This is a genomic window from Paenibacillus sp. 01T442, from assembly GCF_056398345.1.
This window is the reverse complement of sequence record NZ_JBFTPF010000003.1, coordinates 216,623-240,647: the sequence shown is the minus strand read 5'-3', so window position 1 is coordinate 240,647 and position 24,025 is coordinate 216,623. Positions and strand designations below refer to the sequence as shown.

The following is a 24,025-nucleotide window of genomic DNA, read 5'->3' as shown; positions in this document are numbered from 1 at the left end:
ATGATTGGTCACAATATATCGAGCATTCGTAAGCAAAGGGGGTATACATTGTCCGAGCTCTCGGAACGGACAGGTATTTCCAAGTCGTATTTAAGCAATATTGAGAGAAATTTGAAACAGAATCCTTCCATTCATGTCATCGAGAAAATTGCTTTGGTTCTTAAGGTTGATCTGAAAATACTTTTGAAAATTGCTGTAGAGGTGGAAACCAATCAGCAACTTGATCAGGAATGGATGGATTTTATTGCGGACTTAAAAAAGTCAGGAATTAAAAAGGAACGGATCCATGAGCTGAAAATCTTGATCGAGTTTATGAAATGGCATAATGACAAAATAACGAGTGTGTGATGAGATCTTATGAACTTATTCATGATAGATAAGCCAACACTAGCCCCTAAGGGGGCTAGTGTTGTTCTTTATTGGGAACAATATTTGTTCTTTAATAGGAATTCTGTTATACTAATAAGAGCAACTATTCCATTTTAAAGGGAAGATCTAATATGATTGGTAAACGCGTACAACAATTAAGGAAAGAAAAGGGCCTGTCCCTCACAGAATTAGCTGAGCGGGCAGGTGTGGCCAAATCGTATATTAGCAGCCTGGAGCGTGACATCCAAAAGAATCCTTCTATCCAGTTTCTAGAGAAGATTGCAGCTGTATTAAAAGTGCCTGTCGACCGGCTTATTGATGATCAAGAAGAGACAGTTGCAGGTGAGCGAGAGTTAGATGAGGAATGGTATGAAATCATTAAAGAAGCAATGACCTCTGGTGTAGATAAGCAGCAATTTCGGGAGTTTTTGGATTTCAATAAATGGAGAATGAAACGGCCTAACGATGAATAGCTAGCTTTGCTATGTAAACTTATGGGGACATACAAGGATCATTTTCATTTGTGTTTTGTGTTAGTTTCTTGGGTTGGAAGGGGTTTCTTAAGAATGCGCGGATATCTTCCATAGTAAGTCCCATCTTACGAGCGCTCATAATAAGATTGATCCACTCTGCATCATACTCTTCTATATCCATTTGCTTTAGCATATTCACAACCGACCCCTCCAAAACTTTCTGTGTAAGATACGCTTTGTATCGTTATATGTATTATCGCATGTTTTTTCTCCGAAATCAATCCCGTTAACATTAAAATTATACAAACTGTATCATTAATTGAGAAGAGGATTATGTATTATTTTGTATGCGATACAAGTCTTTAGACCTAGTTAGGAGGCGGACGCAGCATGGATGATACCCCCTTAAGTCGCAGGTCATTCCTCAAGCATAGTCTATTGGCGGTTGGTTCTCTAGGGATATTAGCGGGAATGAGCGGTGCATATGGTATTTTCGGTGAGCCGAATTGGATCCAGACAACGACGGTCAAACTATCATACAAGCGTTATCCAGCTTCGTTCGCGGGTATGCGAATTGTACAATTCAGCGATACCCATATTAGCAAGTATTATGGCTTAGCTCATTTAACTAGATTGGTCCAGCTGCTGCAGCGACAAGAACCTGACATCCTTGTTTTTACTGGCGATTTATTTGATTCCAGACAAGGCGAAATATCGGATGACGTAATTCCAATTCTATCTCAGCTTCATGCGGCGTATGGGAAATTTGCGGTACTAGGCAATCATGATCTGCGTATGGATGCGGCACGAATAACGAATGTATTGGAGCAATCTGGTTTTAAAGTACTCGTCAATGAAAGCCAAAGAATCAGCCGAGGAGATGAAAGTATTCATATCGTCGGTGTGGATGAGATGTTTCATGGTAACCCTAATCTACCACTCGCCCTAAAAGGGATAGACCAAGATGAATTCGTCCTCTTGCTTGCACATGAGCCTGATTTCGCTGACTGGGCTTCGAGATATCCTATCGATTTACAACTTTCAGGCCACAGTCACGGTGGGCAGATTCGTATTCCTTTCTATGGAAGTGTATTCACACCAGACCTGGGCCAGAAGTACTCGATAGGTTTGTATAACTTCGACGGAACGGAATTCCATGTGTACACCAACCGCGGTATTGGTACGACTTTATTACCGATTCGATTTAATTGCCGACCTGAGATCACTGTATTCGTCCTCGAGACGAATTCCATATAAACGCAAAAACTCCGCGGCACAATGGATGCAGCGGAGTTTTCTATCAATAGCAGAACCACTTTTTCCAGATATTATAGGAGTCTTCGCATTCAATATCTTCGAAATCGAAATCATCCCAACAATCATCCCAATTATAATCGTCCCAGTCGTTATTGTTGTGATTGTTGTTGTTGTTGTTGTTGTTGTTGTTGTTGTTGTTGTTGTTGCCCTTATCTTTATCCTTATCGTTATTCTTGTCTTTGTCGTTCTTGTCTTTGTCGTTCTTGTTTTGATTGTTGTTATTGTTGCTATTGCTGTTGCTGTTGTTATTGCTGTTCGTGTTGCCATATGTATTTGAATTGAATATTTTACTTAAATTATTCATGAATTGAGATAGTAGCGTATTCTTCTGTGAATTTCCGTTATCATAGCCTGAAGCAAAGGCTGATGCAGGAAATAGAATGGTAGTCAAGAGTATGACAATAAGAGGTATTCTTAGCATTTTTTTGAACATAGATGGCGCGACCTCCTTTCTTAATAGTATAGTAGTGTAGTAATATAGTATTGTTCTTTATTAAGAATTATACATTAAATTTTCGGGTTTGAGAACAGCGAAAGGCATAGATCATTTCTTAAATTTATGATACAATATGTAACATAATAGATGGAAAGGGAGTGGTATGCMAATAAAATGATAGCTTCACATATAAATAGATACATATCGTAACATATCCTATGAAACTAATTAAGGTCATGTGAGGTGCTACTCATGCAAGTTGTTCAACCAATTAGAGAACAAGAGAAGATTGAGCAAATCCAGGAAGTGTTGAAAGAACAATCGGTTCGTGACTGGCTGCTTTTCACAATTGGAATTAATTCAGGGCTCCATCTTAGTGATATTCTCTATTTAAAAGTAAAAGATGTAACCGATCGCAATATTGTGAGTGTAAGAGAGGAGAAAACGGGGAAAGTAAAGACATTCCAGCTTTCTTCGCAGCTGAAGGCTTATATTAAGGAATATGTCCAATATATGGATGAAGACAATTACTTATTTCCTTCTCAGCGTACGGGTCACCCTATTAAGCGAATTCGTGTTTATCGGATTCTTAATCAGGCTGCAAAGCAGGTAGGCTTAACAGATATAGGTACGCATACCCTTCGTAAGACCTATGGCTATCATTACTACCTCAAAACGAGAAATGTCTCTGTACTTAGAGATTTGTTTAATCAGTCAGCACCATCCGTGACTTTAAAGTATATTGGTGTCAATAACTAATRGAAGGCTGAGCGTTGAGAGCAGCTACTAATTACTCTAATGAACGCTCAGCCCTAACAAAAGCAATAAATCTTCTTGCTTCCTCGGCAGATAATCGTTTTCCATCCACTGTTAATGAAAACTTCTGTAGTATACCCTCGTCTGTTAAATCGAGATTTTCGACAAAGTCTCGCACTTCTTCGTCCAAGACCGTTTGTTGATGGTTCGTGCGGCCTAGCAAATAATCAATAGAAACATTGAAAAAATTTGCAATCTTATTAATAGTTWCATAATCAGGTTCCCGGCGATTGGTCTCATAGTGAGACAGGGATGCTCGGGAAATACCTATTTTGACGGATAAATCCTCTTGGGTTAGTCCTCTTTTTTCACGTAAAAGTGCAATTCGATCTCCGTATTTCAGCTTGATCAGTCCTCACTGTTCATAATCATTCACTTATTATATCCACTATCATTAACGAAATATACCAGAAGATAATTATAACAAAGCAGAGATTCATTTGACTAGATACAAAATGTATTTGAAATAATTAATAACCTCTTGATAAGTTACGAAATGTATCATATAATGAATATTATATACATATTGTAACAGGTTACGACATTTAGTCATACATTAAGKGGTGGGAAAAGATGATTAATTATGAAAAAGTATTTTGTGTCGAATGTAATGCCATGATGGACAAGTGCTATGCCAAAAAGATTTTTAAGACGGGCTACTACCATACCACAATTCCATTGGCCCATTGTATGAAGTGCGAGACTATGCAACCTATTTACTTTCCGAGCTATGTAGAAGGAATGGCTGTTGCGAGTTGGATTTGATCGGATAAGGCGGGAGCAACATGAGAGACATGAAATGGACTTGTGATCACCAATAAGCCACATTCTCTTAGTTGCATAAGAGACGTGGCTTATTATTTGTTTTCTTTCTTGTAATTCTATAATCTCGATGATACAATACGTATCTGATAAATAGATAAGTTAAAGGAGTGACTACATGCGTCGTTGGGTAGTGTACACTGCAGGCTGTCTTTTTGTTGGAATCATCGGGGGGGGATTAGGTGTTTATAGGAAATATGAGCCCGTTCATCACTTTGAGCAAGTAGATGCTACCGATAAAATCATTCAATGTGCTTCTTCTTGGGACAGACGCAAGAAGTGATGAGAATTCTAGATCGGATGTTGTTATCGTTATGCACATTATTCCCAGCACGCGTAAAATCAATATGATCTCCATCCCCAGAGACAGTCGCGTCTACATAGAAGTGTGGGATACACCAAAATAAACCATGCTCATATCCTTGGTGAGATGCGGGGAGGTAACGAGGAGGGGACGAAAGAAGCTCTTCAAACCGTATCCAATTTTTTAGATGTACCGATCAATTATTACATGAAGACTAATTTTAAAGGGTTTGAAGATTTCATCGATACCATTGGCGGCGTGAATGTAGAGGTTAAAAACGATATTTATTTACTTCATTCTGGGGTGACACTACCTCAAGGCAAGCAGCATATTGATGGCAAATTGGCGCTGAGTCTGGCAAGAGAACGATACGCCTTTGCGAATGGAGATTTCGACAGGCAGAGCGAGCAAACACAGCTACTAAAAACGATTGCTACAGAAATTCTGAGACCAGAGCATATTGGTGAAATCGCAGGTTTGCTAACAAAGGTCAAGAAAGATATCGTGGATACGAATTTCCAAGATAGCGATATCATTAGCTTAGCCTGGCTATTCAAAGGAATGACTGCGGACGATTTTACAACCAAGCAAGTACCTGGCCAAAGTGGCTATGAGATGGATCCGTTAGTACAATCACGGCTATATTATTGGATTCCGGATATGGTGAAAGTGAAGGAAATCAGCGCTACGTTATTTAAAGATTAAGCTTTGCAGTCAAAAAAGAACTAACTTTCGCACTTTAGATACGTTTCGTATCTGAATAATTGGAATTATTTTTTTTCAAAATGACATCGTACGAGAGCCGCTGATTCTATCAGACTTGGGTGCGCTTACAAGATTTCTTGCCCAAATCAATACAGGATTCTAATCATATCCGAGGTTTTACGGGCATAACTTTGAAAACAGATGATGTAATTTTCACACGTGCTATACAAGTCTTTGAGGATCTATTGAACTTTCTTATTTTGTGAAATTCTCTTGACAAGATACGAGATGTATCATAAATTGAAAGCAGAATTAAAGCGAAATGTCATAAAACATAACATGATCAGGAGTGGTGCTCTTTTATGGAAAAAGATAAGCCAGTTACACTTGAGATTAAAGATGTTTTAAGACATTTAGGACTGGATTTGCAGCAGTTTCTGTTGTGGAAAGAAGACCAGTCGAAGAAAACCCTCCAAGTTCATCCAAACAATGCTCCCCTAACTCCCGAGCGATAAGACACATCGCATCGCGTCCAAACAATCCCCTATATACTCATTAACGTACGCCACACTAATCGCACATGGAAGTCAGCACCTGTTGTAGTCAGGCTCGAGATGATACATATCGTAACATTAAGGAGGGGAATAGATGACTACATCTTTTGCTGAAGGATCAGAAATGGTTTTGAAATATCCTTGTTATGGTTTGATGAATATTAAACAGATTGACGGGCGAATGCTGGATTCCAAGTACACGCCGTTCAAAGTGATCGACATTAGTCCTTCGCAAATGGGCTTTACTTCTTATTTAAGTCTACCCATCAATGAAAATGTGATTTGGTGTTTCCAATTTAAGTTGCATAACGAAGACATATCGATATGCGGCGTGCTTCGTGAAAGAAGCCAGTTTGAGAATGGCTATGTCTATGCCGTGGAGTGGTTGGAGGAAGAAACCTTGACAGGCGCCATCGTGCTGCAGACTCTCCGTTACTGGGAGCATCAATTTAAGAATGAATTTGAGAAGGCTGTTCGTGGCTATGTCAATGCCATGGAGATAGCCAATAAGACAACAATGGATGTTTCATGCTGATTGATACAGGCCAAGAAGTTAGAGTCTCTAAGGGACTCCTTCTTGACTTGGATGTATGTTTGCAAATCGATCGCAATTAGCTCATTTGATCGCCTCAGATGCGCATAATTTGGCCAGTAGGAGGAGTCGTTTAGCAGACGAAATGAAACGATCATAACAGAGACCTCTCTGTATAAACGGAGATTGTGGTCTCTACCATTACATTAACTATTGGAGGTCACAATGGAAATTGAACTCAGACAATATTTGACCATTGTTCAAAAAAAGATAGGGTTGATTGCAAGCATTGTGCTCCTGTCAAGTATAGTTACTGGGCTTGTGACTACTATTTGATTGCTCCGCTGTATGTATTAGCTTCAGGCATTTCAGAGGGGGCCATTGCTGCACTGTCCTATGCCTTTAATTTACGGGGAATAGCGACCGGTATCTGTATTACCCCCGTAATTACACTTACATTCCCTGAACTATCGCGGCTTTCGCATAACCAAGATTACGAGAAAGTTAGTACACTAACGCACAATAGTTTGTTTTCATTGTTCATTCTCTTAATGCCTCTAACCGTCATATTCATGTCCTTTAGTCATGTCATCGTTCAAACCCTTTTAGAAAGAGGAAGCTTCGATGCGCAAGCCACGGCAATGACCTCAGCTATTTTTTGGGCCTATTCCATAGGGATCATTGCTATTGGGTTTAGAGAGGTCACATTGAGAGCTTTCTATAGTTACGGAGATACGAAAACACCAACCTATATTATGATTTCTGGCACATTGGTCAACATTGTTCTCAGTTTCATTTTAGTGAAAACGATGGGGATTATAGGGCTCGGGATAGAATCATCAGCAGAGAAGTGCTGGAAGGAATAGACGCCGGGCATGCGGAGTTATTGACGTTTGATTTCCACCCCCGGGAATTGAAATATTTATATTCTAAAATGGATATGTTTGTTGGGACTAGGATGCACTCCAATATYTTTGCTCTCTCCAATCATATTCCCACTGTCGCCATCAATTATGAACATAAAACGAGAGGCATTATGGAAATGCTTGGTTTACACGACTATGTGGTAGATATCTCGGATATTGAACCCGAGTCCTTCATACAGATGATCCACCATTGTTGGCTGAATAGGCAGGAATTAAGGGCTAAACTTGCGAGAGAAATTCCCCTTGTTGTAGAAGAAGCCGAGTTGCCAGCCCAAATTCTTAAAGTTCTATAAATGAGCTTAACCAAATGGATATATGAAGGGGTGAGATGCCTTGATTACTTATCTAAGAGCTGACATTCATCGTTATGTAAAAGTAGGAAACCACGTGAGTTTCGTATCGAAAATGAAAATGCTAATTCTTCATGAACCTATGTGGTATCTCATTATCTATCGAGCAGGGAGTTATGTAAAAGATCATGTTAATATTCCAGTTGTTAAACAATTGTTATATATCATCCTGTTTATCCTTCATAAATTTTTTTCCGTACTGATGGGCATTCAAATTCCGCTCGGAACCAAAATTGGCAAAGGGGTCTATTTACCTCATTATGGTACGATCGTGGTTCATCAAGATGCCATCATCGGTGAGAATTGCAACATTGGACAAGGCGTTACGATCGGGATTGCCGGCAGCGGGGAAAAGAAGGGAGTACCACAAATAGGAAATAAGGTCTATATCGCACCTGGAGCCAAAATTATTGGGAAAATCGTGATTGGGAATAATGTGATGATTGGTGCGAATTCGGTCGTAACGAAAGATGTACCTGATAACGCCGTTGTTGCTGGTGTTCCTGCTAAAATTATTAGTTTCAAAGGATGGGAATAGACTCGAAAAAACACGCCCTCTTGATGAGAGAAGGCGTGTTTTCTTCATTTTCTAATTCAATAAGTGCTTGAACGCACTGTAATCAATCTGTTGCTTTTCGAGAAAGCTCGTCAAGCTCCGATAGTCTCGTTTCGGCGTTGCAAGTATGTAACCTTCGATGCAGTGTTCTCTTGTGACCTCATTGGCATGAGCCTCTAAGGCCACTTGTCCGATACGCGCGGCGATGGAATGCTTGGCAATATCACGGAAGGCTGTTGGAACAGGTGATACTAACTGGTCGAGAAATGCTTTGGAATCTGCTGTCCATAGGTGTCGAGAAGTGTCCACATAATGATTTTGCCAATCGAGTTTGGACTTGCCGTCCTCTTTGGGCAGGACCTTAATAAACTTGCGAAACATGAAGAACCCGCCGATGGACATGAAGGCAAGCAACACGCATACCCAGAAAATGATGAAATACATAAAGAAATCATTCGCCATTTATTTGTCACCTCACTAATTGTCTTCCATAAAGATAGTAAGAATTATACCTTATTTCTAGATTTCTTGCGACAATACGAGTAAAATAGGAGGGTAGCAGCTACTAATAAAGGAGTTATGAACTATGCCAAAAATTGGATCACACGTTTCGTTCTCAGATAAAGGCTTGTTAAATGCAGCAGAAGAAGCCGTTTCCTACGGATCATCCACCTTTATGATATACACGGGCGCACCGCAAAATACGCGCCGTAAACCGATTGAAGAGCAATATATTGAAGAAGGCAAAGCTGTGATGGACAAGCATGCGATGAATGAAATCGTTGTTCATGCGCCATACATTATCAACTTAGGTTCCTATAAGAATGATACCTTTGAACTCGCAGTGCGTTTCCTTCAAGAAGAAATCCGCCGGACGGATTACATCGGCGTCCGCAATATCGTGCTTCATCCAGGTGCTTACACGGACAAGGATGCCGACTATGGGATTGCGAGAATCGCAGAAGGTTTGAATGAAGTGCTTGCTGGTGTTAAAGATACGAATGTAAACATTGCACTGGAGACGATGGCAGGCAAAGGGACAGAAATCGGCCGCAGCTTTGAAGAAATCGCGGAAATCATGGAGCAAGTTGAGTTCAACAATAAGTTGACGGTCTGTATGGATACTTGCCATATTCACGATGCAGGGTATGATATCGTGAATGATTTGGACGGCGTGCTGCATCATTTTGACCGTACGATCGGACTTGAGAAGCTCGGTGTCATCCATTTGAATGACAGTAAGAATCCGCGCGGAGCGAGCAAGGATCGCCACGCACCACTAGGTTCAGGCTGGATTGGCTTTGAAGCGATGAATAATATCGCTAACCATGAGAAGTTGCAGCATTTGCCGATGATTCTAGAGACTCCTTGGATTGGAAAAGAAGACAAAACGCAGCGTCCGATGTATGAAGCGGAAATTGCCTTGCTTTCCGGCAACTTAAGCAGTCGTTTTGGCGGCGAGTTCCTGGACCAAGTGGAGCGAATTGACTTTTTGATGAACAAAAAAGATATTCACTATCGTGACTTCGTTCTTAAAACATGGGAATTGCTCAAAAATGATGCAAAAGCGAAGAAAGCGGATGGACGCGAGCCGCTGGAACGTTTATATGATATGCTTCATGAGGAAAGCCTTTTCGCTGATCTAAGCGAAGAACAAATCAATCAACGATTGATTGTTTGGCTTGCTGGAAATAGCATCTTGAAGAAGGTTTAAGTTTCACATAGATAGATATTGCTAGGGGGATACAGATGGAAGCGGGAACCACGAACAGCTCAATTCGCCGGGAGAGCGAATTGATGAATAGAGCAAGAATGCTAATTTCTTGCCCGGATCAGCCGGGTATTGTAGCAGCCGTATCGCAATTTCTATTTGAATATGGTGCGAATATTGTGCAATCGGATCAGTACACGATGGATCCAGAGGGCGGCATGTTTTTCATCCGAATTGAATTCGATTTAATGGAATTGGCGAGTCGCGTAGAGACATTAAGAGCGAATTTCTCCACGCTTGCTGAGAAGTTCTCGATGGACTGGAGCCTTTCCCTAGCAAGTCAGAAGAAGCGGATTGCGATCTTCGTTTCGAAGGAAGACCATGCCTTGCTCGAACTATTATGGCATTGGCGTGCGGGAGATCTCAAAGCAGATATTGCGATGGTAATCTCTAACCACAATGATATGCGTTCTCTGGTTGAGCCTTTCGGGATTCCATTTCATCACATTCCCGTTACCGCGGCAACCAAAGCAGAGGCGGAACAGCGCCAGCTTGAGGTTATTGGCGATAGCGTGGATGCAATTGTGCTTGCACGCTACATGCAGATCGTTTCACCATCGTTTATCCAAAATTACGCAAATCGCATCATCAATATTCACCACTCCTTCTTGCCTGCTTTTGTAGGCGGTAAGCCTTACGCGCAAGCGCATAACCGCGGAGTCAAGATTATTGGTGCGACAGCGCATTATGTGACGGACGAGCTAGACGCCGGACCCATTATTGAGCAGGACGTTCAGCGTGTGAGCCACCGCGATAATGTCGATGATTTGAAAAGAATTGGTCGTCACATCGAACGAATCGTTCTTGCACGCGCGGTAGCGTGGCATGTGGAGGATCGGATTATCGTTCACAATAATAAAACGGTTGTTTTTAACTAGTGTAAAGCAGGTTGTACCCAGTTATGGGTACAGCCTATTTATATACCACATAAGAATTTAATAAATTCCTGTTTACAGGGAATTAAAAATTCTTATTGGCGATAAAAACCACCACTAAACGCGGTCGCTCATCATCGAACTACTTCGATCGAAGTTTTTCTCATAGGTGAGATTTTAACGGGTTATTGTGGCAAAGCCTTAAAGCAAATGGTACAATAATGCAAGCGAGTAAAGTCACTTGTATGTACAAGTTAATTGGCTGATGAAAATACAGAAATGATGGAGGTAAATATCGAATGACAGCATCAAACAAAACAATTGAACAATTAGCCGTCGACACGATCCGTACTCTTGGTATCGACGCGGTTGAGAAAGCCAAATCAGGCCACCCAGGTATGGTAATGGGAGCTGCGCCAATGGCTTACGTGCTGTGGAAACAGCATATGAAACACAATCCTTCGAATCCTAAATGGGTAAACCGTGACCGTTTCGTTCTATCTGCAGGACACGGATCCATGCTTCTATACAGCTTGCTTCACCTATGTGGCTATGATCTGCCAATGGAAGAGATCAAGAACTTCCGCCAATGGGGAAGCAAAACCCCTGGTCACCCAGAGTACGGTCACACAGCAGGTGTTGATGCAACGACGGGTCCACTTGGACAAGGCGTTGGTATGGCTGTCGGTATGGCGATGGCTGAAGCTCACTTGAGAGAAACTTACAACAAAGAGAACTTCCCAGTTATCGATCACTACACGTATGCAATTTGCGGCGATGGCGATATGATGGAGGGGGTGTCCTCTGAAGCAGTTTCCCTTGCAGCTCATTTGAAATTGGGTAAATTGATCATGATGTACGATTCCAACGATATTTCGCTTGATGGCGAATTGAATATGGCATTCTCTGAAAACGTGCAAGCACGTTTCGAAGCTTACGGCTGGCAAGTTATTCGCGTTGAAGAGCAGAATGACCTTGCTGCGATCTCCAAGGCGATTGCTGAAGCGAAAGCTGATACAACTCGTCCTACGTTGATTGAAGTGAAAACGACAATCGGCTTCGGTTCCCCGAACAAAGGTGGTAAAGGTGGTCACGTTGGACCTCACGGTTCACCACTTGGCGGCGACGAAGTGAAATTGACGAAACAAGCGTATGGCTGGCCGGAAGAGCCGGACTTCTATGTTCCGGACGAAGTTCGCGCACACTACGCAGAAATTCAAAAAGAAGGTACGGCTGCTGAGCAAGCTTGGACAAACCTCTTGAACGATTACGTTAAAGCTTATCCAGAGCTTGGTAACCAATTCAACGCTGCTGTGAATGGCGAATTGCCAGTTGGCTGGGATGCTGAATTACCTGCTTACACAACAGAAGACAAGCCAATGGCTACACGTGTTGCTTCCGGTAATGCGATCAATGCTGTTGCAGGCAAATTGCCGCAATTGATTGGTGGTTCCGCGGATCTAGCGAGCTCCAACAACACGATGATCAAAGGCGAATCCAACTACAGCGCTAGCAACTATGCTGGTCGCAACGTTTGGTTCGGTGTTCGTGAGTTTGGTATGGGTACAGCAATGAACGGTATGGCACTTCACGGTGGGGTAAAAGTGTACGGAGCTACTTTCTTCGTATTCTCCGACTACTTGCGTGCTTCCATCCGTCTTGCAGCTTTGATGCAATTGCCAGTGATCTACGTACTTACGCATGATAGTATCGCTGTTGGTGAAGATGGACCGACGCATGAGCCAATCGAGCAATTGCCGGCACTTCGCGTAATTCCGGGTATCACCGTAATTCGTCCTGCTGATGGTAACGAGACATCCGAAGCTTGGCGTTATGCTATCGCTGAGTCCAAAGGTCCAGTTGCGCTTGTCTTGACGCGTCAAAACTTGCCGATCCTTCCAGGTACGGTTGAAGGAGCAAAAGCGAACCTGCGCAAAGGCGGATACGTAGTATCCGACGCAGCAAACGGTCAACCAGATGCACAAATCCTGGCAACAGGTTCTGAAGTACAACTCGCTGTCGCGGCGCAAAAATTGCTGCAAGCTGAAGGCATCAACGTTCGAGTAGTTAGCCTACCGAGCTTGGAATTGTTCGAAAAACAATCCAAAGAATACAAAGATTCCGTTATCTTGCCAGGCGTGAAGAAACGTCTTGCTGTTGAGATGGCGTACCCACTTGGCTGGGAGCGTTATACAGGCGACGAGGGTTCAATCCTTGGCATCTCCACATTCGGAGCATCCGCGCCAGGGGATACGGTTCTTAGAGAATACGGATTCTCGCCTGAGAACGTAGCAGCACGCGTGAAAGCATTGTTAGGTTAATATAATGGCAGGGGCTCAGCTCGTCTGAGCCTCGGCTTGTACGTATTCATAGCCATTTTAGAGGGGGAACTATTAACCATGTCTAGCTTTGAAAATGTAACCGTACTTACGAAAGCCAATGTTTATTTCGATGGAAAAGTAACAAGCCGCACTGTGCAATTCGCAGACGGCACGAAGAAAACACTAGGCATCCTGCTTCCAGGTGAATATGAATTCGGAACAGATGTGAAAGAAATCATGGAGATCCAAGCTGGTGAGCTGAACGTATTGCTTCCAGGCAGCACAGAGTGGATTACAATCAGTGGTCAAGGTGAGTTCACTGTGCCAGCTAACGCGAAATTCAAGCTCGAAGTGAAAACAGTGAGCGACTATATCTGTTCTTATATCGCTGAGTAATCACGCGGCGAGTCGAACGCTTGTAAAGCCAAAAACCATACATCCATTGAACATATAGTTCAATGGATGTATGGTTTTTTTTCATTTGGAAGACCAGCTATAAAAAGAGCGAACTTCCATCTGCAGCACCTCTTCGATGTCGGACATGCGAATCCATAATTGCTCGATCGAAGGGTGCACATCGAGTAGGAGCGTATGTCGTTGCTTTATTCGAGCGAGGCTAATCCCAAAAGACGCAGGACGTGCAGGATTGACGATGAGATCCTCAAGCAGCACGGTGATGCCGGCTTCTAAATCGAGGATTTCTTCGAAATGAAGCTGCTGAAATGGAGCGCTTATCGGAATATAAAGAGTGGTTTTACTAAAATCAAGTTCGTTAGGACGAAAACGCAACGCCATGAGGAAGGGCTGTATACGCTCTTCATGAAAGTCATAAAAGACGGCTAGTTTGACGATCAGCCATTCCTCCTTTGCGCTTTAACTGCTCGAGTTTGTTCATGATCTCGCGGGTTGCATCAGACCAGTTGTCTGGGCTGTATGTGCTCAATTGATTTTGTGTAAATTGCTGATATTCATGATCCAGTATCCCTTGCAGGACGCGCCGCTGGATTTGTTCAATCCGTTCATTGGCAAGTCGATAGGTCACCTGAAATTCATCAGAAAGAAAGGCGACCATTTCATTCTTTTGTTCAGGCAGCGATAGTTTCTTCAGCATGGACATAGGAATAGCCGCGTAGAGCTGAAACGCAGATGCATCCTGCTCTTGCCAATCGACGTAGCGATCAGGCATCACCATCTGGTTGCCGGAATGGCGAAGCACATGACAAAGCTCATGGAGGAAGTCTTCCCATTGTTCTTTGACGGATAATCGGCGGTCAACATTGATGCTGAATAGTCCATCTTTTTCGATGGCCATACTGTTCATATCCATCGTGTAAACCCAAATATGCAGCTTAGCAGCCAAGTTCGTCACGCTGAGCTGAGCTGGTGATACGATGCCAAGTTGACTATATAAAGCCTCTACCCACTGTTCAAGGGAGGTCGTTTGGTAATGAGTGAACAGGTGAAAACACCTCGCTTTAAGAATGTATGTTCGGTTATTTGTGGTAAAGAAAAGCCCGTTAGGGCTTAGCTTTACATTATTAGAAGAATACCTAGATTACTGCTGGCTGTCAGGTGTTCGGTTCTGCTGCTGCTCCTTGATGAAGTTCCAGAAACGGAGCATCTCATCGCGGCGCTCTTTGGGAGCGTTTTTAAAGTCTTTAAAAAATAAGCTGACATCAGGGTCATCGACTTCATCAGGAGCAGCCGCAGAAAGTCCGTCGAGTGACTCTTCTTCCGTCGGAGCAAAGCCTGCGAGCAGAAGCAGCTCGTCCTTTTCAGCTATACGAAGCGCATCAGCTAAGGAGATAACCGTTTCCCGCGAGGGATTGAAGCGGTTATTTTCTATGGAGTTAATGAACGAATAACTAACACCGGACMGTTCGCCAAGTTCTCTTAGGGAAAAATTGTTCATCTTCCGCAGATCTCGAATTCGGATGCCGAATTGCACCATATCTTTCATCGTTTGATCACCTGGTTCTATTGTAAATGGTGAGCGGTGCAAAAAACAAGGGGAGATCACCAAAAAGTTTTGAATATCAAAACTTTTTGTGTTGAAATTTTAAACAAGACAACGTATGATGTGTTTAGAATTTCAAAACAACAAATTTTAGGAGATGATTGAGGGATGGTAAAACATATTTTGAATATAGAGAAAGAACAGATGGATCGCCGAGCAACACGCAAAAGGGTGGAAAGTGTACTTGAAGCCGTACGTATGTATCGAGCAATGGGCTGCTTGCGGAGAGAAAATGGAGCTGTTTCGAACAGGAATGAGTTGTTCAAAGTGGCGGAGCAGGGGGCTATCTACCCTATGAGTTCAGAGGAAAACTTGCTAGGTGAGTGCGGTGAAGTTGAGCAAGCGATCTCTCGACTGGACGAGCAGGAGCAGGAAATTATTCGGGAGCGGTATCTAAAAAAGGACAAGACGTTTGACTTTCTGCTGTTTCATGAGCTTAATTTGAGCGAGCGTACCTATCATCGGATAAAGGCCAGAGCCATTGAAAAATTGGCGTACATGTTGCGACTGGAAGTGAAGGTGCAATAAGGTCTACCAGAATTGGCAATTTTTTGGCAATTCGCTCCGATTATGGCATGGTAAGATCGTTGTGTAGCCAAGCAAGGGAGGCGATGGTGCTAAGCAGATGTATAAGAAACCGTTCCGGCGGAGGCGTAAGGAGTGAAGATTTGTTTTGAAAAGGAAAAAATGTTTTGAATTTCAAAACACCAAAAAGAAAGGAGCAACATATGAACCAAATCGCATTTGATCTGATTTCAGACATACTCCGTGCCATTGGGAGGTACACTTTCGGCGGGTGGTGCGAGCTTACAGGCCTCTTCCTAATGGTGATACTAGTCGAGTACATCACAGGTATTGCTGTCTCAATGAAAGAGCAAAAGGGCCATATCAGTCAAGTTGGCTTTTGGAGACTTGCGCGCAAAGGGCTGATGCTGCTTGTCATTATGCTAGCGCATCGCCTGGATATCCTCATGGACATTGACCTGATGATGACAGGGGCGATTTATTTTTACTTGGCTAATGAGTTGATATCTATCACTGAAAATTACGGACGTTTGGGTCTACCACTTCCGCTCATTGTAAAGCAATTGATTCAAATTTTGCGAAGCAAGGGGGAAGGGCTATGAGAGTCCAGATGATGTTAAAGGGGATAGTACTATGAGAAGGGGAGTCTTTTTTTATTTCAGGATAATGTCGAAACCGCCATATGCAGCATATAACCAATGTGCAGGAAACAACTTCTTTCTACATCTGCGCTGCACTGGAAACTCGGGAGCCCATATACAGCAAGCGATTAAAGTTCATTTGGCAAATTGGTTGTCTGGAGTGCATAGCTGATCAGACACTTTTCCTTAATAATAAGATAAACAATATTAGGTAAGGAGAGCGTACAACATGAAAGAGAAAGTTCAATCCGTGATAGTACCTGAATTTTCGAATAGACACTATGTGATTACTGCGTTTGGAGCCGTGGGGGATGGAGTCCACTCCAACACAGCAGCGATCAACAAGGCGATTGAGGCTTGTGCAGCATCGGGAGGAGGAACAGTTGTCATCCCGCGCGGGATTTGGTTAACAGGTCCCATTCAACTGCAAAGCCGAGTTCGGCTGCATACGGATGAAGGGGCGCTAGTTACGTTCAGCCGAAAATGGGAGGAGTATCCCCTCATTCTGAGTAACTACGAAGGCTTGAAAGCGGTGCGGGCTATGCCGGCCCTGTATGGGGAGCAGCTGCAGCAAGTGGCGATTACAKGGACAGGCATTTTCGACGGTTCAGGTGATGCGTGGCGGCCAGTTAGGAAGCATGAAATGACCCAGCAGGTATGGAACGATATCGTGCAAACTGGCGGTGTAGTCGACGACAAGGACACGTGGTGGCCAACCGAAGAAGCGATGATCGGGAGAAAGTACACGGAAGCGCTTCAGACTGAAGGGAATTACGAAATTGATCAGTATGAGCCCTATAAGGTTTACTTGCGCCCTGTCCTGCTAGGGTTAACGGCCTGCACAGAGGTCCTAGTGGAGGGACCCACCTTTCAAAATTCAGGCAGCTGGTGTTTGCACCCACGTCTATGCGAGCATGTGACGATTCGCAACGTCAAGGTGCGGAATCCATGGTATTCCGTCAATGGAGACGGGCTGGACCTTGAATCATGCCGATTCGCGAACATTCATGATTGTATGTTTGATGTAGGAGATGATGCGATTTGCCTGAAATCCGGTAAAAACTTACAAGGACGCGAGGTGGCTGCGCCTACGGAGTATGTCTCCATCCGAAACTGTACCGTGTATCACGGACATGGTGGATTTACGGTGGGGAGTGAAATGTCAGGTGATATCCGTCATGTTAATGTCTCAGATTGTACGTTCATAGGCACAGACAACGGACTTCGTTTCAAGAGCACGAGAGGTCGCGGCGGCATCGTCGAACATATCCAGATTGCAAATATTCAAATGAAGGATATCATTCACAGTGCGATTGTTTTTGATATGTATTATGAAATCAAGCAGGATGAGGTGGATAGGGTCGAGGTCACAGATGAAACACCTTGTTTCCGTCATATTTCGATTAAGGATACGGTAAGTGAGGGCTCGTCCAAGGGCGTTTTCATCCGAGGGCTACCGGAAATGCCGATTCACGATCTGCATTTTGAGCGGGTAACCGTTGCCGCAGAGACAGGTATCGTCTGTATCGATGCGCAAAATGTTCTATTTCAGGACGTTCATATCACACCGAAATCAGGTGACGTGCTGACGCAAAAGAATTGCAGTCATATCCGACTTATGGATCGTCATCCGAGGCCAGTCTGGTTTGCTGATTTAGGGGATGGTCAATTCCGCAACCCCATCCTTTACGCCGATTATTCGGATCCAGATGTCGTGCGTGTCGGGGAAGATTTCTATATGACAGCTTCAAGCTTTAACAGCTCCCCTGGCTTGCCCATTCTTCATTCGAAGGATTTGGTGAACTGGACCGTAATCGCCTATGCGATTGACCGTCTTCCCGATAGTTATGAAGCGGTGCGCCATGGGGAAGGTGTGTGGGCTCCGAGCATTCGGTATCACGACGGCAAGTTTTGGATATTTTTCAGCGCACCGGATGAGGGGATTTATATGACAACCGCCGAGAATGCGGTAGGTCCTTGGTCGCCTCTGCATATGGTTAAAGAGGTGAAAGGCTGGATAGATCCATGTCCATTATGGGACGAAGATGGCAAGGCCTACCTGGTTCATGCTTTTGCAAAGAGTCGTACGGGCATTAAGAGTATGCTGAAAATTTGCCCCATGCGTCCTGATGGAACAGCACTTCTAGGCGATGGTGAGATTATATTTGACGGTACGGAGCATCACCCAACGATTGAAGGCCCTAAGTTATATAAGCGTAATGGCTATTACTATATCTTTGCCCCTGCAGGCGGTGTGCCGATTGGTTGGCAGACGATTCTACGTTCCAAACAGATTATGGGCCCTTATGAGGATAAGATAGTTCTGCATCAAGGGGATTCTCCGATCAACGGGCCTCATCAAGGCGGATTTGTTGAACTGGATTCAGGTGAGGCTTGGTTTCTTCATTTTCAGGATCGCGAAGCATACGGAAGAATTGTGCATCTACAGCCAATGTGCTGGGAGAAGGATTGGCCAGTTATGGGCATAGATACGAACGACGATGGCATTGGCGAGCCTGTTCTTATCCACGCTAAGCCTAACGTAGGCAGAGACTATCCACTTGCAGTGCCGGAAACCAGCGACGAATTCGATGATCCATCCTTAGGTCTGCAATGGCAATGGCAAGCAAACTATCGAAGTGAATGGTGTTCACTCACAGTGAATCCAGGGAGCCTACGCCTCTACGCCCAACGGCTCCCTGAGCACGCAGCAACGCTATATGAGGCTCCGAATGTGCTCTGTCAGAAGTTTCCTGCGCCTGTATTTGCAGCTACAGCCAAGGTTTCCTTCCAGTACATCGATGAACAAAATCTGGCGGGATTAACTGTTTTTGGGCATTCGTACCGTTACACAGCGTTGCAAAAAACGGATACAGGGTTTAAGCTAGTTTTTGGTGAAGGCAGCGGGAATAAGGAATCCTCTAGTGAAGAGATGACAGAAAGTGTAGCTGTACCGCATGGCGTTCACGAGATCTGTTTGCGTGTGGACGTAGAATTAGAGGCATCCTGCACGTTTAGCTATAGTTGGGATGGGGCGAATTACTTGCCAATTGGCAGGGGTTTCGAAGCTGTCCCCGGCGGTTGGGTAGGTGCCAAGCTTGGATTATTTTGTCTTACCAAAGGTGAAGCTGCAAGCCAAGGGTATGTGGATATCGACTGGTTTCATGTGGTGTAACTAAGACTGGTGGAGGCGTCGAGGATTCCGCATGCTGGTCTTCAATACTTAGGAAGGGAATCGTGCTGGCATGCAAAAATACTTACTTCGATTACTCGGTTTCACTCTTATCCTCGGTGCGCTTCCAACAGTCATCATTGGTATTGCTTCTTACTATATTGCCACACAAGATATCGAAGAAAAGGTTAATGAGGGTAACCTGCAGCTATTGCAGCAAACGCAAATGCGTGTAGAACAAACCTTAAGATCGATGGAATTATCCGCCCTACAGTTCGTCAATTCCTCACTCGTTAAAGGGAGTATGAATGAATCATTGACTGGTGAAGACTTCATACAAGTTCGAGAACTAATGACAGGATTATATAATATGCAGTCCAAAGCCGTCGTTAAGCAAGCCTATCTCATGAATATTGAGAAAGATTGGGCGGTTTCTTTGAATGGGCTGAAGCTAGCAGACAGTATGGACAATAAGAAGGAATTTCTAGCCTATGCGAAGCAACCAGAAAGTATTTTTTGGAATACAAGGGATATAGGGAGTGTTAATACGGCACTTGAGAGTGATACGACATCGGAACTTACTTCTGCCCCTAGCGAAACTATCAGTCTCGTGTACAAAATCCCGCTTGCTCCAAAGACAAATACACCTAAGGGACTGCTCGTCGTACAAATATCGACCTCTGAAATCCATGGCGGGTTGACAGCCAAAAACACACTAGGAAAAAATTATGTCCTAGATAAAACKGGGATGGCTTTCCTATCAACAGCTAGTGACAAAGAAGCTAACAGTGAAATTAATCATATCATTCAGGATCGTGTGAGCAATCAACTGCAAAAGCAAGGCTTTTTCAAAGCGAAAATCGGTGATAAGAACATGGGAGTATCGTATCTTTCCTCTGGGAACAATAGCTGGACCTTTGTAAATGTTGTTTCGATCGAGGAAATTACGAAGGGAAGCAAGAAAATTGCCATATTCACTGCCGGTGTGTGTGGGTTCATCTTACTACTTGTGCTTATCTTTGCTTTCTATGGAAGCCGACGCATGTATACACCGATCCGCAGCCTGCTTGAATTTATGAAGAAGATGGATACCGATGCCAATCCAGAACGTTTGGGTACAGATGAATGGAGTTATATCAAGGAAAGCTTGCAATCTTTATTCGTATCAAGAGGCCGGCTCGAGAAACAAATGCAGGGGCAGTCGGCTCATTTGAAGGAATTTTTTGTGCTGAAGCTATTTACGGGTCAAATCTCCGATAGTGATTTCATGTACCGTTCTAGAATGTATGGGTTTCCGACAGAATGGGATCATCTGGGTGTTCTTACGGTACAAATCGATAATCTTCAGGATACACGTTATCAGGAGCAGGATCGAGAGCTGCTGCTATTCGCTATTAATAACATTGTTGGGGAGCTTCTTCCACAGCAATCTAGGTTTAGTCCCATTCTATTGAATGAATCCCAAGTTACGTTGCTGGCAGTGTCTACGGATCAAACACAGGATCTGAAAACGTATTTCTACCAAACCGCTGAGCTGATTAAATCGACTGTGGAACAGTACCTTCAACTGCAAGTGAGCATTGGTATTAGCGCGTCGTTCGATAAGCTTTCCTATACGGTTAAGGCCTATGGCGAAAGTTTAACGGCGTTGAAATCTCGGATTAGTCTGGGGCCTGATATCATTGTTCATTATGAGGACATGGAGCAGAACGGGAATACGGAAACCGCCGTATATGCGCATMTGAAGGTCGTTGAAGATCAGTTAATTCAGGCGTTGAAGGATGTTCAGTTACCCAAGGCGGTAGACATCTTTAACCAATACTTATCTTCAATTCTGCATAAAGATGGGTTTCTACATGAGCATCATATTTTATTAATGCAGGTGATGGCTCGTATCTTATTAATTGTGCAGGACCGAGGCGTATCTGTGAAAAAGGTATTGGACGGCGATGGGGATATTGAGCGCTTCCTCAAGCTGCAGACGCGCGAGGAAATTTCCTTATGGTTTCAATCGCGGTTATTCGCGCCGGTCGTCCGTATTCTCACCGAAAAGGCGGATACTCAGTTCCTAAATATTGCTGATCGTCTAATGCGAATGATTCATGAACAGTACGATCAGGAAATGACGTTGGAATCGTGTGCATCTGCCCTAAATTTCCATCCTGTTTATTTAAGTCGTGTTTTCAAGAAAGAAATTGGCGTGTCGTTCAGCGATTATTTGTCGGAATACCGCATGAACATGGCGAAAGTGATGCTAGAGACAACGAACCTGAAGATTTCAGAAATCGGGGAGAAATTGCAGTATAAAAATATTAGTGCCTTCATCCGAACCTTCCGCAAAACCTTCGGTATGACACCAGGCAGCTATAGGGAGCTGCTCGATCAGAAGTAGATACCACCTAAGATCATAAAGGCTATCTCATAACGGTTAGATACCGGTCAATGAGGTAGTCTTTTTCCTTTTCCCCGTGTTACATGGAGGTTTCTTACGGCATACGCCAAGTTGTGTGAAAGCTATGTTATACCGTAATTGGCCATAGATAGATGGTTCTCTTCCTAACTTTCAATCAAGTTATCTGCAAGGTATTTCTTTACATAGGGGGATCACACATACTCGAGTCATATCCCATATCGGATGGATAGCAGAAGGAGAGAATTGACATGAAGCTAGATACAGGATTGAAAGCGGCTCCAATCAAAAAAGCGAAAATCAAACAGCGCAAGGCGATATGGATGCAAGATTTTATTCGTGACAAATGGCTTTACTATATGTTGTTGCCTGGCGTCGCGTATTTCATTATTTTCAAATATATTCCGATGTATGGCATCCTAATGGCTTTTCAGGATTACAAGCCTCATTTGGGATATATGGGGAGCCCGTGGGTAGGTTTAAAGCATTTTCATCGTTTCTTTAATGAACCGCAGTTTTGGGGATTATTCCGAAATACGGTATTACTTGCCTTATACAATATTGCTTTCTTTTTCCCCTTACCGATCGTACTTTCCCTAATGATGAATGAGATACGCAGGGAGAAGTTCAAACGGTTTGTGCAAACGTTGGTCTATATCCCCCATTTTGTTTCTTGGGTCGTGGTCGTTGGTATCTTTTACATTCTGCTTACGACAGAGAACGGTATACTCAACGAATTATTGTTTAAGTTGACCGGTGAAAAGATTGCCTTCCTCATGGAGCCAGAATGGTTCCGAACGATGATCGTCACGCAATCGATTTGGAAGGAAGTTGGCTGGGGGACCATCATCTTCTTGGCAGCGCTTGCTGGCGTTGATATGCAATTATATGAAGCTGCAAGAATGGATGGTGCTTCTCGGTGGCGGCAAGTGTGGCACATTACACTGCCAGCGATCAGCTCTACGATTGTGATTCTCTTCATCCTTCGTCTAGGTAACTTTCTCGATGCGGGCTTCGAGCATATCTTCTTGATGCTTGCACCGACAAACCGCGAGGTTGGCGAAGTGTTTGATACGTACGTGTATATGAAAGGCTTGGAGCAAGGGCAGTTCGGATACAGCGCGGCTGTCGGTTTATTCAAGTCTACAGTTGGATTATTTCTTGTTCTAGGCTCTAATTGGCTCGCCAAACGATTTGGGCAAGAGGGCGTCTACTGATCATAGCTCATAAATGGAGGAATGACTGCAATGTCTTATGATAAAACGCTTGGAAACCGCATCTTTGACGCAATTAACTATACGGTGCTGCTCATTGTCGCACTTGTCTGTGTCTTGCCCTTTGTATATGTATTAGCCATTTCGTTTACAAGCCCATCCGAGGTGGCCAAGGGCGGCATCCTCTTATTTCCCAAGGAATGGTCGCTCTCTGCTTATACCTATATTTTATCCACGAATACCTTGATTCGCAGCATGATGGTTTCCATTTATATTACGGTCGTCGGGACGTTTATCAACTTATTATTCACAGCCCTCATGGCCTATCCATTAGCGAAAAAGAAGCTAAGAGGACGACAAACGATTTTACTTGGCGTTCTGATCACCATGTTGTTTAGCGGTGGTATGATTCCCACGTATTTTGTAGTCAAGGACTTGCATCTGACGAATACGTTATGGTCGCTGATGATTCCAAGTGCTATTAGTGCCTTTAATCTTATCGTTTTGAAAAATTTCTTCCAAGAGATTCCGGACGGGTTAGAAGATTCAGCTAAAATTGATGGCTGTACAGACCTCGGTGTCTTGTTCCGAATCGTGCTGCCGCTCTCCATGCCAGCCATGGCTACCTTTGGTTTATTTTATGCGGTGGCGCACTGGAATCAATTCTTCAATGCGATTATTTATATCAATGATAATGCGAAGTGGCCGATTCAAGTGCTCCTAAGAGAGATTATTATGCTGGCTCAAAGCCGGATTGGCGACACGGGATTCGATGAGACGGAAATTCAACCTTTGACGATCCGCATGGCGGTCATTGTATTTGCAACATTGCCAATCTTGATTGTGTATCCGTTCTTGCAAAAGCATTTCACAAAAGGCGTTATGTTAGGCTCGGTTAAAGGTTAGAGCTAGATGCTAG

General features: G+C 43.6%; 29 protein-coding genes and 2 pseudogenes. 24 read left to right on the top strand and 7 right to left on the bottom strand.

Going from position 1 to position 24,025, the window contains the following annotated elements; genetic code table 11:
* The gene (locus AC1DLM_RS05240) at positions 1-348 is read left to right on the top strand and encodes a helix-turn-helix domain-containing protein (RefSeq protein ID WP_056608965.1); all 348 of its coding nucleotides are present in this window, start codon (positions 1-3) and stop codon (positions 346-348) included.
* 152 nt (positions 349-500) lie between these two features.
* Positions 501-842, top strand: a complete 342-nt coding sequence (locus AC1DLM_RS05235; protein ID WP_441988830.1) for a helix-turn-helix domain-containing protein — start codon at positions 501-503, stop codon at positions 840-842.
* A gap of 19 nt (positions 843-861) precedes the next feature.
* Here AC1DLM_RS05235 and AC1DLM_RS05230 read toward each other — a convergent pair whose 3' ends face one another.
* Positions 862-1,035, bottom strand: coding sequence for an anti-repressor SinI family protein (locus tag AC1DLM_RS05230; protein WP_441988940.1), 174 nt, complete (start codon positions 1,033-1,035; stop codon positions 862-864).
* Between the two features lie 197 nt (positions 1,036-1,232).
* Between AC1DLM_RS05230 and AC1DLM_RS05225 the strand changes: the two genes are divergently transcribed.
* A complete protein-coding gene (locus tag AC1DLM_RS05225) occupies positions 1,233-2,099 on the top strand; it encodes a metallophosphoesterase (protein ID WP_477569325.1) in 867 nt (288 codons plus the stop codon).
* Positions 2,100-2,142: 43 nt separating this feature from the next.
* On the opposite strand, the gene AC1DLM_RS05220 is transcribed toward AC1DLM_RS05225, so the two are convergent.
* Positions 2,143-2,592, bottom strand: coding sequence for a hypothetical protein (locus AC1DLM_RS05220; RefSeq protein WP_477569324.1), 450 nt, complete (start codon positions 2,590-2,592; stop codon positions 2,143-2,145).
* Between the two features lie 255 nt (positions 2,593-2,847).
* Between AC1DLM_RS05220 and AC1DLM_RS05215 the strand changes: the two genes are divergently transcribed.
* Complete coding sequence (locus AC1DLM_RS05215; RefSeq protein WP_056608974.1) at positions 2,848-3,354, top strand: tyrosine-type recombinase/integrase; 507 nt, start codon at positions 2,848-2,850, stop codon at positions 3,352-3,354.
* 31 nt (positions 3,355-3,385) lie between these two features.
* Here the strand turns inward: AC1DLM_RS05215 and AC1DLM_RS05210 are convergent, their stop codons facing one another.
* Positions 3,386-3,754, bottom strand: coding sequence for a helix-turn-helix domain-containing protein (locus AC1DLM_RS05210; protein ID WP_477569362.1), 369 nt, complete (start codon positions 3,752-3,754; stop codon positions 3,386-3,388).
* A 597-nt stretch (positions 3,755-4,351) separates the two neighbouring features.
* On the opposite strand from AC1DLM_RS05210, the gene AC1DLM_RS05205 reads away from it, so the two are divergent.
* From AC1DLM_RS05205 to AC1DLM_RS05165, 9 genes and pseudogenes are all read left to right on the top strand, one after another.
* The gene (locus AC1DLM_RS05205; RefSeq protein ID WP_477569364.1) at positions 4,352-4,516 is read left to right on the top strand and encodes a hypothetical protein; all 165 of its coding nucleotides are present in this window, start codon (positions 4,352-4,354) and stop codon (positions 4,514-4,516) included.
* The gene (locus tag AC1DLM_RS05200) at positions 4,461-4,640 is read left to right on the top strand and encodes an LCP family glycopolymer transferase (RefSeq protein WP_477569323.1); all 180 of its coding nucleotides are present in this window, start codon (positions 4,461-4,463) and stop codon (positions 4,638-4,640) included. Before AC1DLM_RS05205 ends, AC1DLM_RS05200 begins: the two co-directional genes overlap by 56 nt.
* Positions 4,622-5,242 (top strand): LCP family protein, encoded by a 621-nt coding sequence (locus tag AC1DLM_RS05195; RefSeq protein ID WP_441988834.1) that lies wholly within the window; start codon positions 4,622-4,624, stop codon positions 5,240-5,242. The genes AC1DLM_RS05200 and AC1DLM_RS05195 overlap by 19 nt, the downstream gene beginning before the upstream one ends.
* A 362-nt stretch (positions 5,243-5,604) precedes the next feature.
* Positions 5,605-5,757: a hypothetical protein gene (locus AC1DLM_RS05190; RefSeq protein WP_171631099.1), complete on the top strand. Its 153-nt coding sequence runs from the start codon at positions 5,605-5,607 to the stop codon at positions 5,755-5,757.
* 133 nt (positions 5,758-5,890) lie between these two features.
* On the top strand, positions 5,891-6,331 hold the full coding sequence (locus tag AC1DLM_RS05185) for a hypothetical protein (protein ID WP_441988835.1): 441 nt from the start codon (positions 5,891-5,893) through the stop codon (positions 6,329-6,331).
* A gap of 329 nt (positions 6,332-6,660) precedes the next feature.
* On the top strand, positions 6,661-7,194 hold the full coding sequence (locus tag AC1DLM_RS05180) for a lipid II flippase MurJ (RefSeq protein WP_477569322.1): 534 nt from the start codon (positions 6,661-6,663) through the stop codon (positions 7,192-7,194).
* Positions 7,179-7,337: pseudogene (locus tag AC1DLM_RS05175) on the top strand (polysaccharide pyruvyl transferase family protein); the annotation flags it as partial. The gene AC1DLM_RS05180 and the pseudogene AC1DLM_RS05175, both read left to right, overlap by 16 nt.
* A 33-nt stretch (positions 7,338-7,370) precedes the next feature.
* Positions 7,371-7,547, top strand: coding sequence for a hypothetical protein (locus AC1DLM_RS05170; RefSeq protein WP_477569363.1), 177 nt, complete (start codon positions 7,371-7,373; stop codon positions 7,545-7,547).
* 40 nt (positions 7,548-7,587) lie between these two features.
* A complete protein-coding gene (locus AC1DLM_RS05165) occupies positions 7,588-8,142 on the top strand; it encodes a serine O-acetyltransferase (protein WP_477569321.1) in 555 nt (184 codons plus the stop codon).
* A 51-nt stretch (positions 8,143-8,193) separates the two neighbouring features.
* Here the strand turns inward: AC1DLM_RS05165 and AC1DLM_RS05160 are convergent, their stop codons facing one another.
* Positions 8,194-8,622: a DUF2621 family protein gene (locus AC1DLM_RS05160; protein WP_477569320.1), complete on the bottom strand. Its 429-nt coding sequence runs from the start codon at positions 8,620-8,622 to the stop codon at positions 8,194-8,196.
* A gap of 124 nt (positions 8,623-8,746) precedes the next feature.
* On the opposite strand from AC1DLM_RS05160, the gene AC1DLM_RS05155 reads away from it, so the two are divergent.
* The 4 genes from AC1DLM_RS05155 to ppnP all read left to right on the top strand — a co-directional run bounded on the left by AC1DLM_RS05155 (position 8,747) and on the right by ppnP (position 13,523).
* On the top strand, positions 8,747-9,874 hold the full coding sequence (locus tag AC1DLM_RS05155; protein ID WP_477569319.1) for a deoxyribonuclease IV: 1,128 nt from the start codon (positions 8,747-8,749) through the stop codon (positions 9,872-9,874).
* 35 nt (positions 9,875-9,909) lie between these two features.
* Positions 9,910-10,809, top strand: a complete 900-nt coding sequence (purU, locus tag AC1DLM_RS05150) for a formyltetrahydrofolate deformylase (RefSeq protein ID WP_477569318.1) — start codon at positions 9,910-9,912, stop codon at positions 10,807-10,809.
* 296 nt (positions 10,810-11,105) lie between these two features.
* Positions 11,106-13,127, top strand: a complete 2,022-nt coding sequence (gene tkt, locus AC1DLM_RS05145; RefSeq protein ID WP_477569317.1) for a transketolase — start codon at positions 11,106-11,108, stop codon at positions 13,125-13,127.
* 78 nt (positions 13,128-13,205) lie between these two features.
* Positions 13,206-13,523 carry a pyrimidine/purine nucleoside phosphorylase gene (ppnP, locus tag AC1DLM_RS05140; protein WP_056609015.1) on the top strand — a complete coding sequence of 106 codons (318 nt, stop codon included), beginning with the start codon at positions 13,206-13,208 and terminating at the stop codon, positions 13,521-13,523.
* A gap of 81 nt (positions 13,524-13,604) precedes the next feature.
* Here ppnP and AC1DLM_RS05135 read toward each other — a convergent pair whose 3' ends face one another.
* The 3 genes from AC1DLM_RS05135 to AC1DLM_RS05125 all read right to left on the bottom strand — a co-directional run bounded on the left by AC1DLM_RS05135 (position 13,605) and on the right by AC1DLM_RS05125 (position 15,087).
* The gene (locus AC1DLM_RS05135; protein ID WP_477569316.1) at positions 13,605-13,922 is read right to left on the bottom strand and encodes a hypothetical protein; all 318 of its coding nucleotides are present in this window, start codon (positions 13,920-13,922) and stop codon (positions 13,605-13,607) included.
* 31 nt (positions 13,923-13,953) lie between these two features.
* Entirely contained in the window at positions 13,954-14,496 is a 543-nt protein-coding gene (locus tag AC1DLM_RS05130; RefSeq protein ID WP_477569315.1) for an ImmA/IrrE family metallo-endopeptidase, read from the bottom strand.
* A gap of 186 nt (positions 14,497-14,682) precedes the next feature.
* On the bottom strand, positions 14,683-15,087 hold the full coding sequence (locus AC1DLM_RS05125; RefSeq protein ID WP_477569314.1) for a helix-turn-helix domain-containing protein: 405 nt from the start codon (positions 15,085-15,087) through the stop codon (positions 14,683-14,685).
* Between the two features lie 165 nt (positions 15,088-15,252).
* Between AC1DLM_RS05125 and AC1DLM_RS05120 the strand changes: the two genes are divergently transcribed.
* From AC1DLM_RS05120 to AC1DLM_RS05090, 7 genes and pseudogenes are all read left to right on the top strand, one after another.
* A complete protein-coding gene (locus AC1DLM_RS05120) occupies positions 15,253-15,672 on the top strand; it encodes an ArpU family phage packaging/lysis transcriptional regulator (protein WP_441988843.1) in 420 nt (139 codons plus the stop codon).
* A gap of 200 nt (positions 15,673-15,872) precedes the next feature.
* Positions 15,873-16,271, top strand: a complete 399-nt coding sequence (locus tag AC1DLM_RS05115) for a phage holin family protein (RefSeq protein ID WP_477569313.1) — start codon at positions 15,873-15,875, stop codon at positions 16,269-16,271.
* A gap of 268 nt (positions 16,272-16,539) precedes the next feature.
* Positions 16,540-17,652: pseudogene (locus tag AC1DLM_RS05110) on the top strand (glycoside hydrolase family 28 protein); the annotation flags it as partial.
* Between the two features lie 276 nt (positions 17,653-17,928).
* Positions 17,929-19,485, top strand: coding sequence for a glycoside hydrolase family 43 protein (locus tag AC1DLM_RS05105; protein ID WP_477569361.1), 1,557 nt, complete (start codon positions 17,929-17,931; stop codon positions 19,483-19,485).
* A gap of 70 nt (positions 19,486-19,555) precedes the next feature.
* Positions 19,556-21,874: a helix-turn-helix domain-containing protein gene (locus AC1DLM_RS05100; protein WP_477569312.1), complete on the top strand. Its 2,319-nt coding sequence runs from the start codon at positions 19,556-19,558 to the stop codon at positions 21,872-21,874.
* Between the two features lie 341 nt (positions 21,875-22,215).
* A complete protein-coding gene (locus tag AC1DLM_RS05095) occupies positions 22,216-23,109 on the top strand; it encodes an ABC transporter permease (protein WP_236288661.1) in 894 nt (297 codons plus the stop codon).
* Between the two features lie 30 nt (positions 23,110-23,139).
* Positions 23,140-24,012: a carbohydrate ABC transporter permease gene (locus AC1DLM_RS05090; RefSeq protein WP_236288319.1), complete on the top strand. Its 873-nt coding sequence runs from the start codon at positions 23,140-23,142 to the stop codon at positions 24,010-24,012.
* Positions 24,013-24,025: the final 13 nt, after the last annotated feature.

Bases quoted from the DNA above. Each gene is read 5' to 3' on its own strand.
- AC1DLM_RS05170 (WP_477569363.1), top strand. From the start codon at position 7,371: ATGCTTGGTTTACACGACTATGTGGTAGATATCTCGGATATTGAACCC.
- AC1DLM_RS05190 (WP_171631099.1), top strand. From the start codon at position 5,605: ATGGAAAAAGATAAGCCAGTTACACTTGAGATTAAAGATGTTTTAAGA.
- tkt (WP_477569317.1), top strand. From the start codon at position 11,106: ATGACAGCATCAAACAAAACAATTGAACAATTAGCCGTCGACACGATC.
- AC1DLM_RS05160 (WP_477569320.1), bottom strand. From the start codon at position 8,622: ATGGCGAATGATTTCTTTATGTATTTCATCATTTTCTGGGTATGCGTG.
- AC1DLM_RS05240 (WP_056608965.1), top strand. From the start codon at position 1: ATGATTGGTCACAATATATCGAGCATTCGTAAGCAAAGGGGGTATACA.
- AC1DLM_RS05235 (WP_441988830.1), top strand. From the start codon at position 501: ATGATTGGTAAACGCGTACAACAATTAAGGAAAGAAAAGGGCCTGTCC.
- AC1DLM_RS05230 (WP_441988940.1), bottom strand. From the start codon at position 1,035: ATGCTAAAGCAAATGGATATAGAAGAGTATGATGCAGAGTGGATCAAT.
- AC1DLM_RS05090 (WP_236288319.1), top strand. From the start codon at position 23,140: ATGTCTTATGATAAAACGCTTGGAAACCGCATCTTTGACGCAATTAAC.
- AC1DLM_RS05185 (WP_441988835.1), top strand. From the start codon at position 5,891: ATGACTACATCTTTTGCTGAAGGATCAGAAATGGTTTTGAAATATCCT.
- ppnP (WP_056609015.1), top strand. From the start codon at position 13,206: ATGTCTAGCTTTGAAAATGTAACCGTACTTACGAAAGCCAATGTTTAT.
- purU (WP_477569318.1), top strand. From the start codon at position 9,910: ATGGAAGCGGGAACCACGAACAGCTCAATTCGCCGGGAGAGCGAATTG.
- AC1DLM_RS05220 (WP_477569324.1), bottom strand. From the start codon at position 2,592: ATGTTCAAAAAAATGCTAAGAATACCTCTTATTGTCATACTCTTGACT.
- AC1DLM_RS05135 (WP_477569316.1), bottom strand. From the start codon at position 13,922: ATGGCGTTGCGTTTTCGTCCTAACGAACTTGATTTTAGTAAAACCACT.
- AC1DLM_RS05095 (WP_236288661.1), top strand. From the start codon at position 22,216: ATGCAAGATTTTATTCGTGACAAATGGCTTTACTATATGTTGTTGCCT.
- AC1DLM_RS05155 (WP_477569319.1), top strand. From the start codon at position 8,747: ATGCCAAAAATTGGATCACACGTTTCGTTCTCAGATAAAGGCTTGTTA.
- AC1DLM_RS05120 (WP_441988843.1), top strand. From the start codon at position 15,253: ATGGTAAAACATATTTTGAATATAGAGAAAGAACAGATGGATCGCCGA.
- AC1DLM_RS05115 (WP_477569313.1), top strand. From the start codon at position 15,873: ATGAACCAAATCGCATTTGATCTGATTTCAGACATACTCCGTGCCATT.
- AC1DLM_RS05105 (WP_477569361.1), top strand. From the start codon at position 17,929: ATGGATCGTCATCCGAGGCCAGTCTGGTTTGCTGATTTAGGGGATGGT.
- AC1DLM_RS05205 (WP_477569364.1), top strand. From the start codon at position 4,352: ATGCGTCGTTGGGTAGTGTACACTGCAGGCTGTCTTTTTGTTGGAATC.
- AC1DLM_RS05225 (WP_477569325.1), top strand. From the start codon at position 1,233: ATGGATGATACCCCCTTAAGTCGCAGGTCATTCCTCAAGCATAGTCTA.
- AC1DLM_RS05200 (WP_477569323.1), top strand. From the start codon at position 4,461: ATGCTACCGATAAAATCATTCAATGTGCTTCTTCTTGGGACAGACGCA.
- AC1DLM_RS05215 (WP_056608974.1), top strand. From the start codon at position 2,848: ATGCAAGTTGTTCAACCAATTAGAGAACAAGAGAAGATTGAGCAAATC.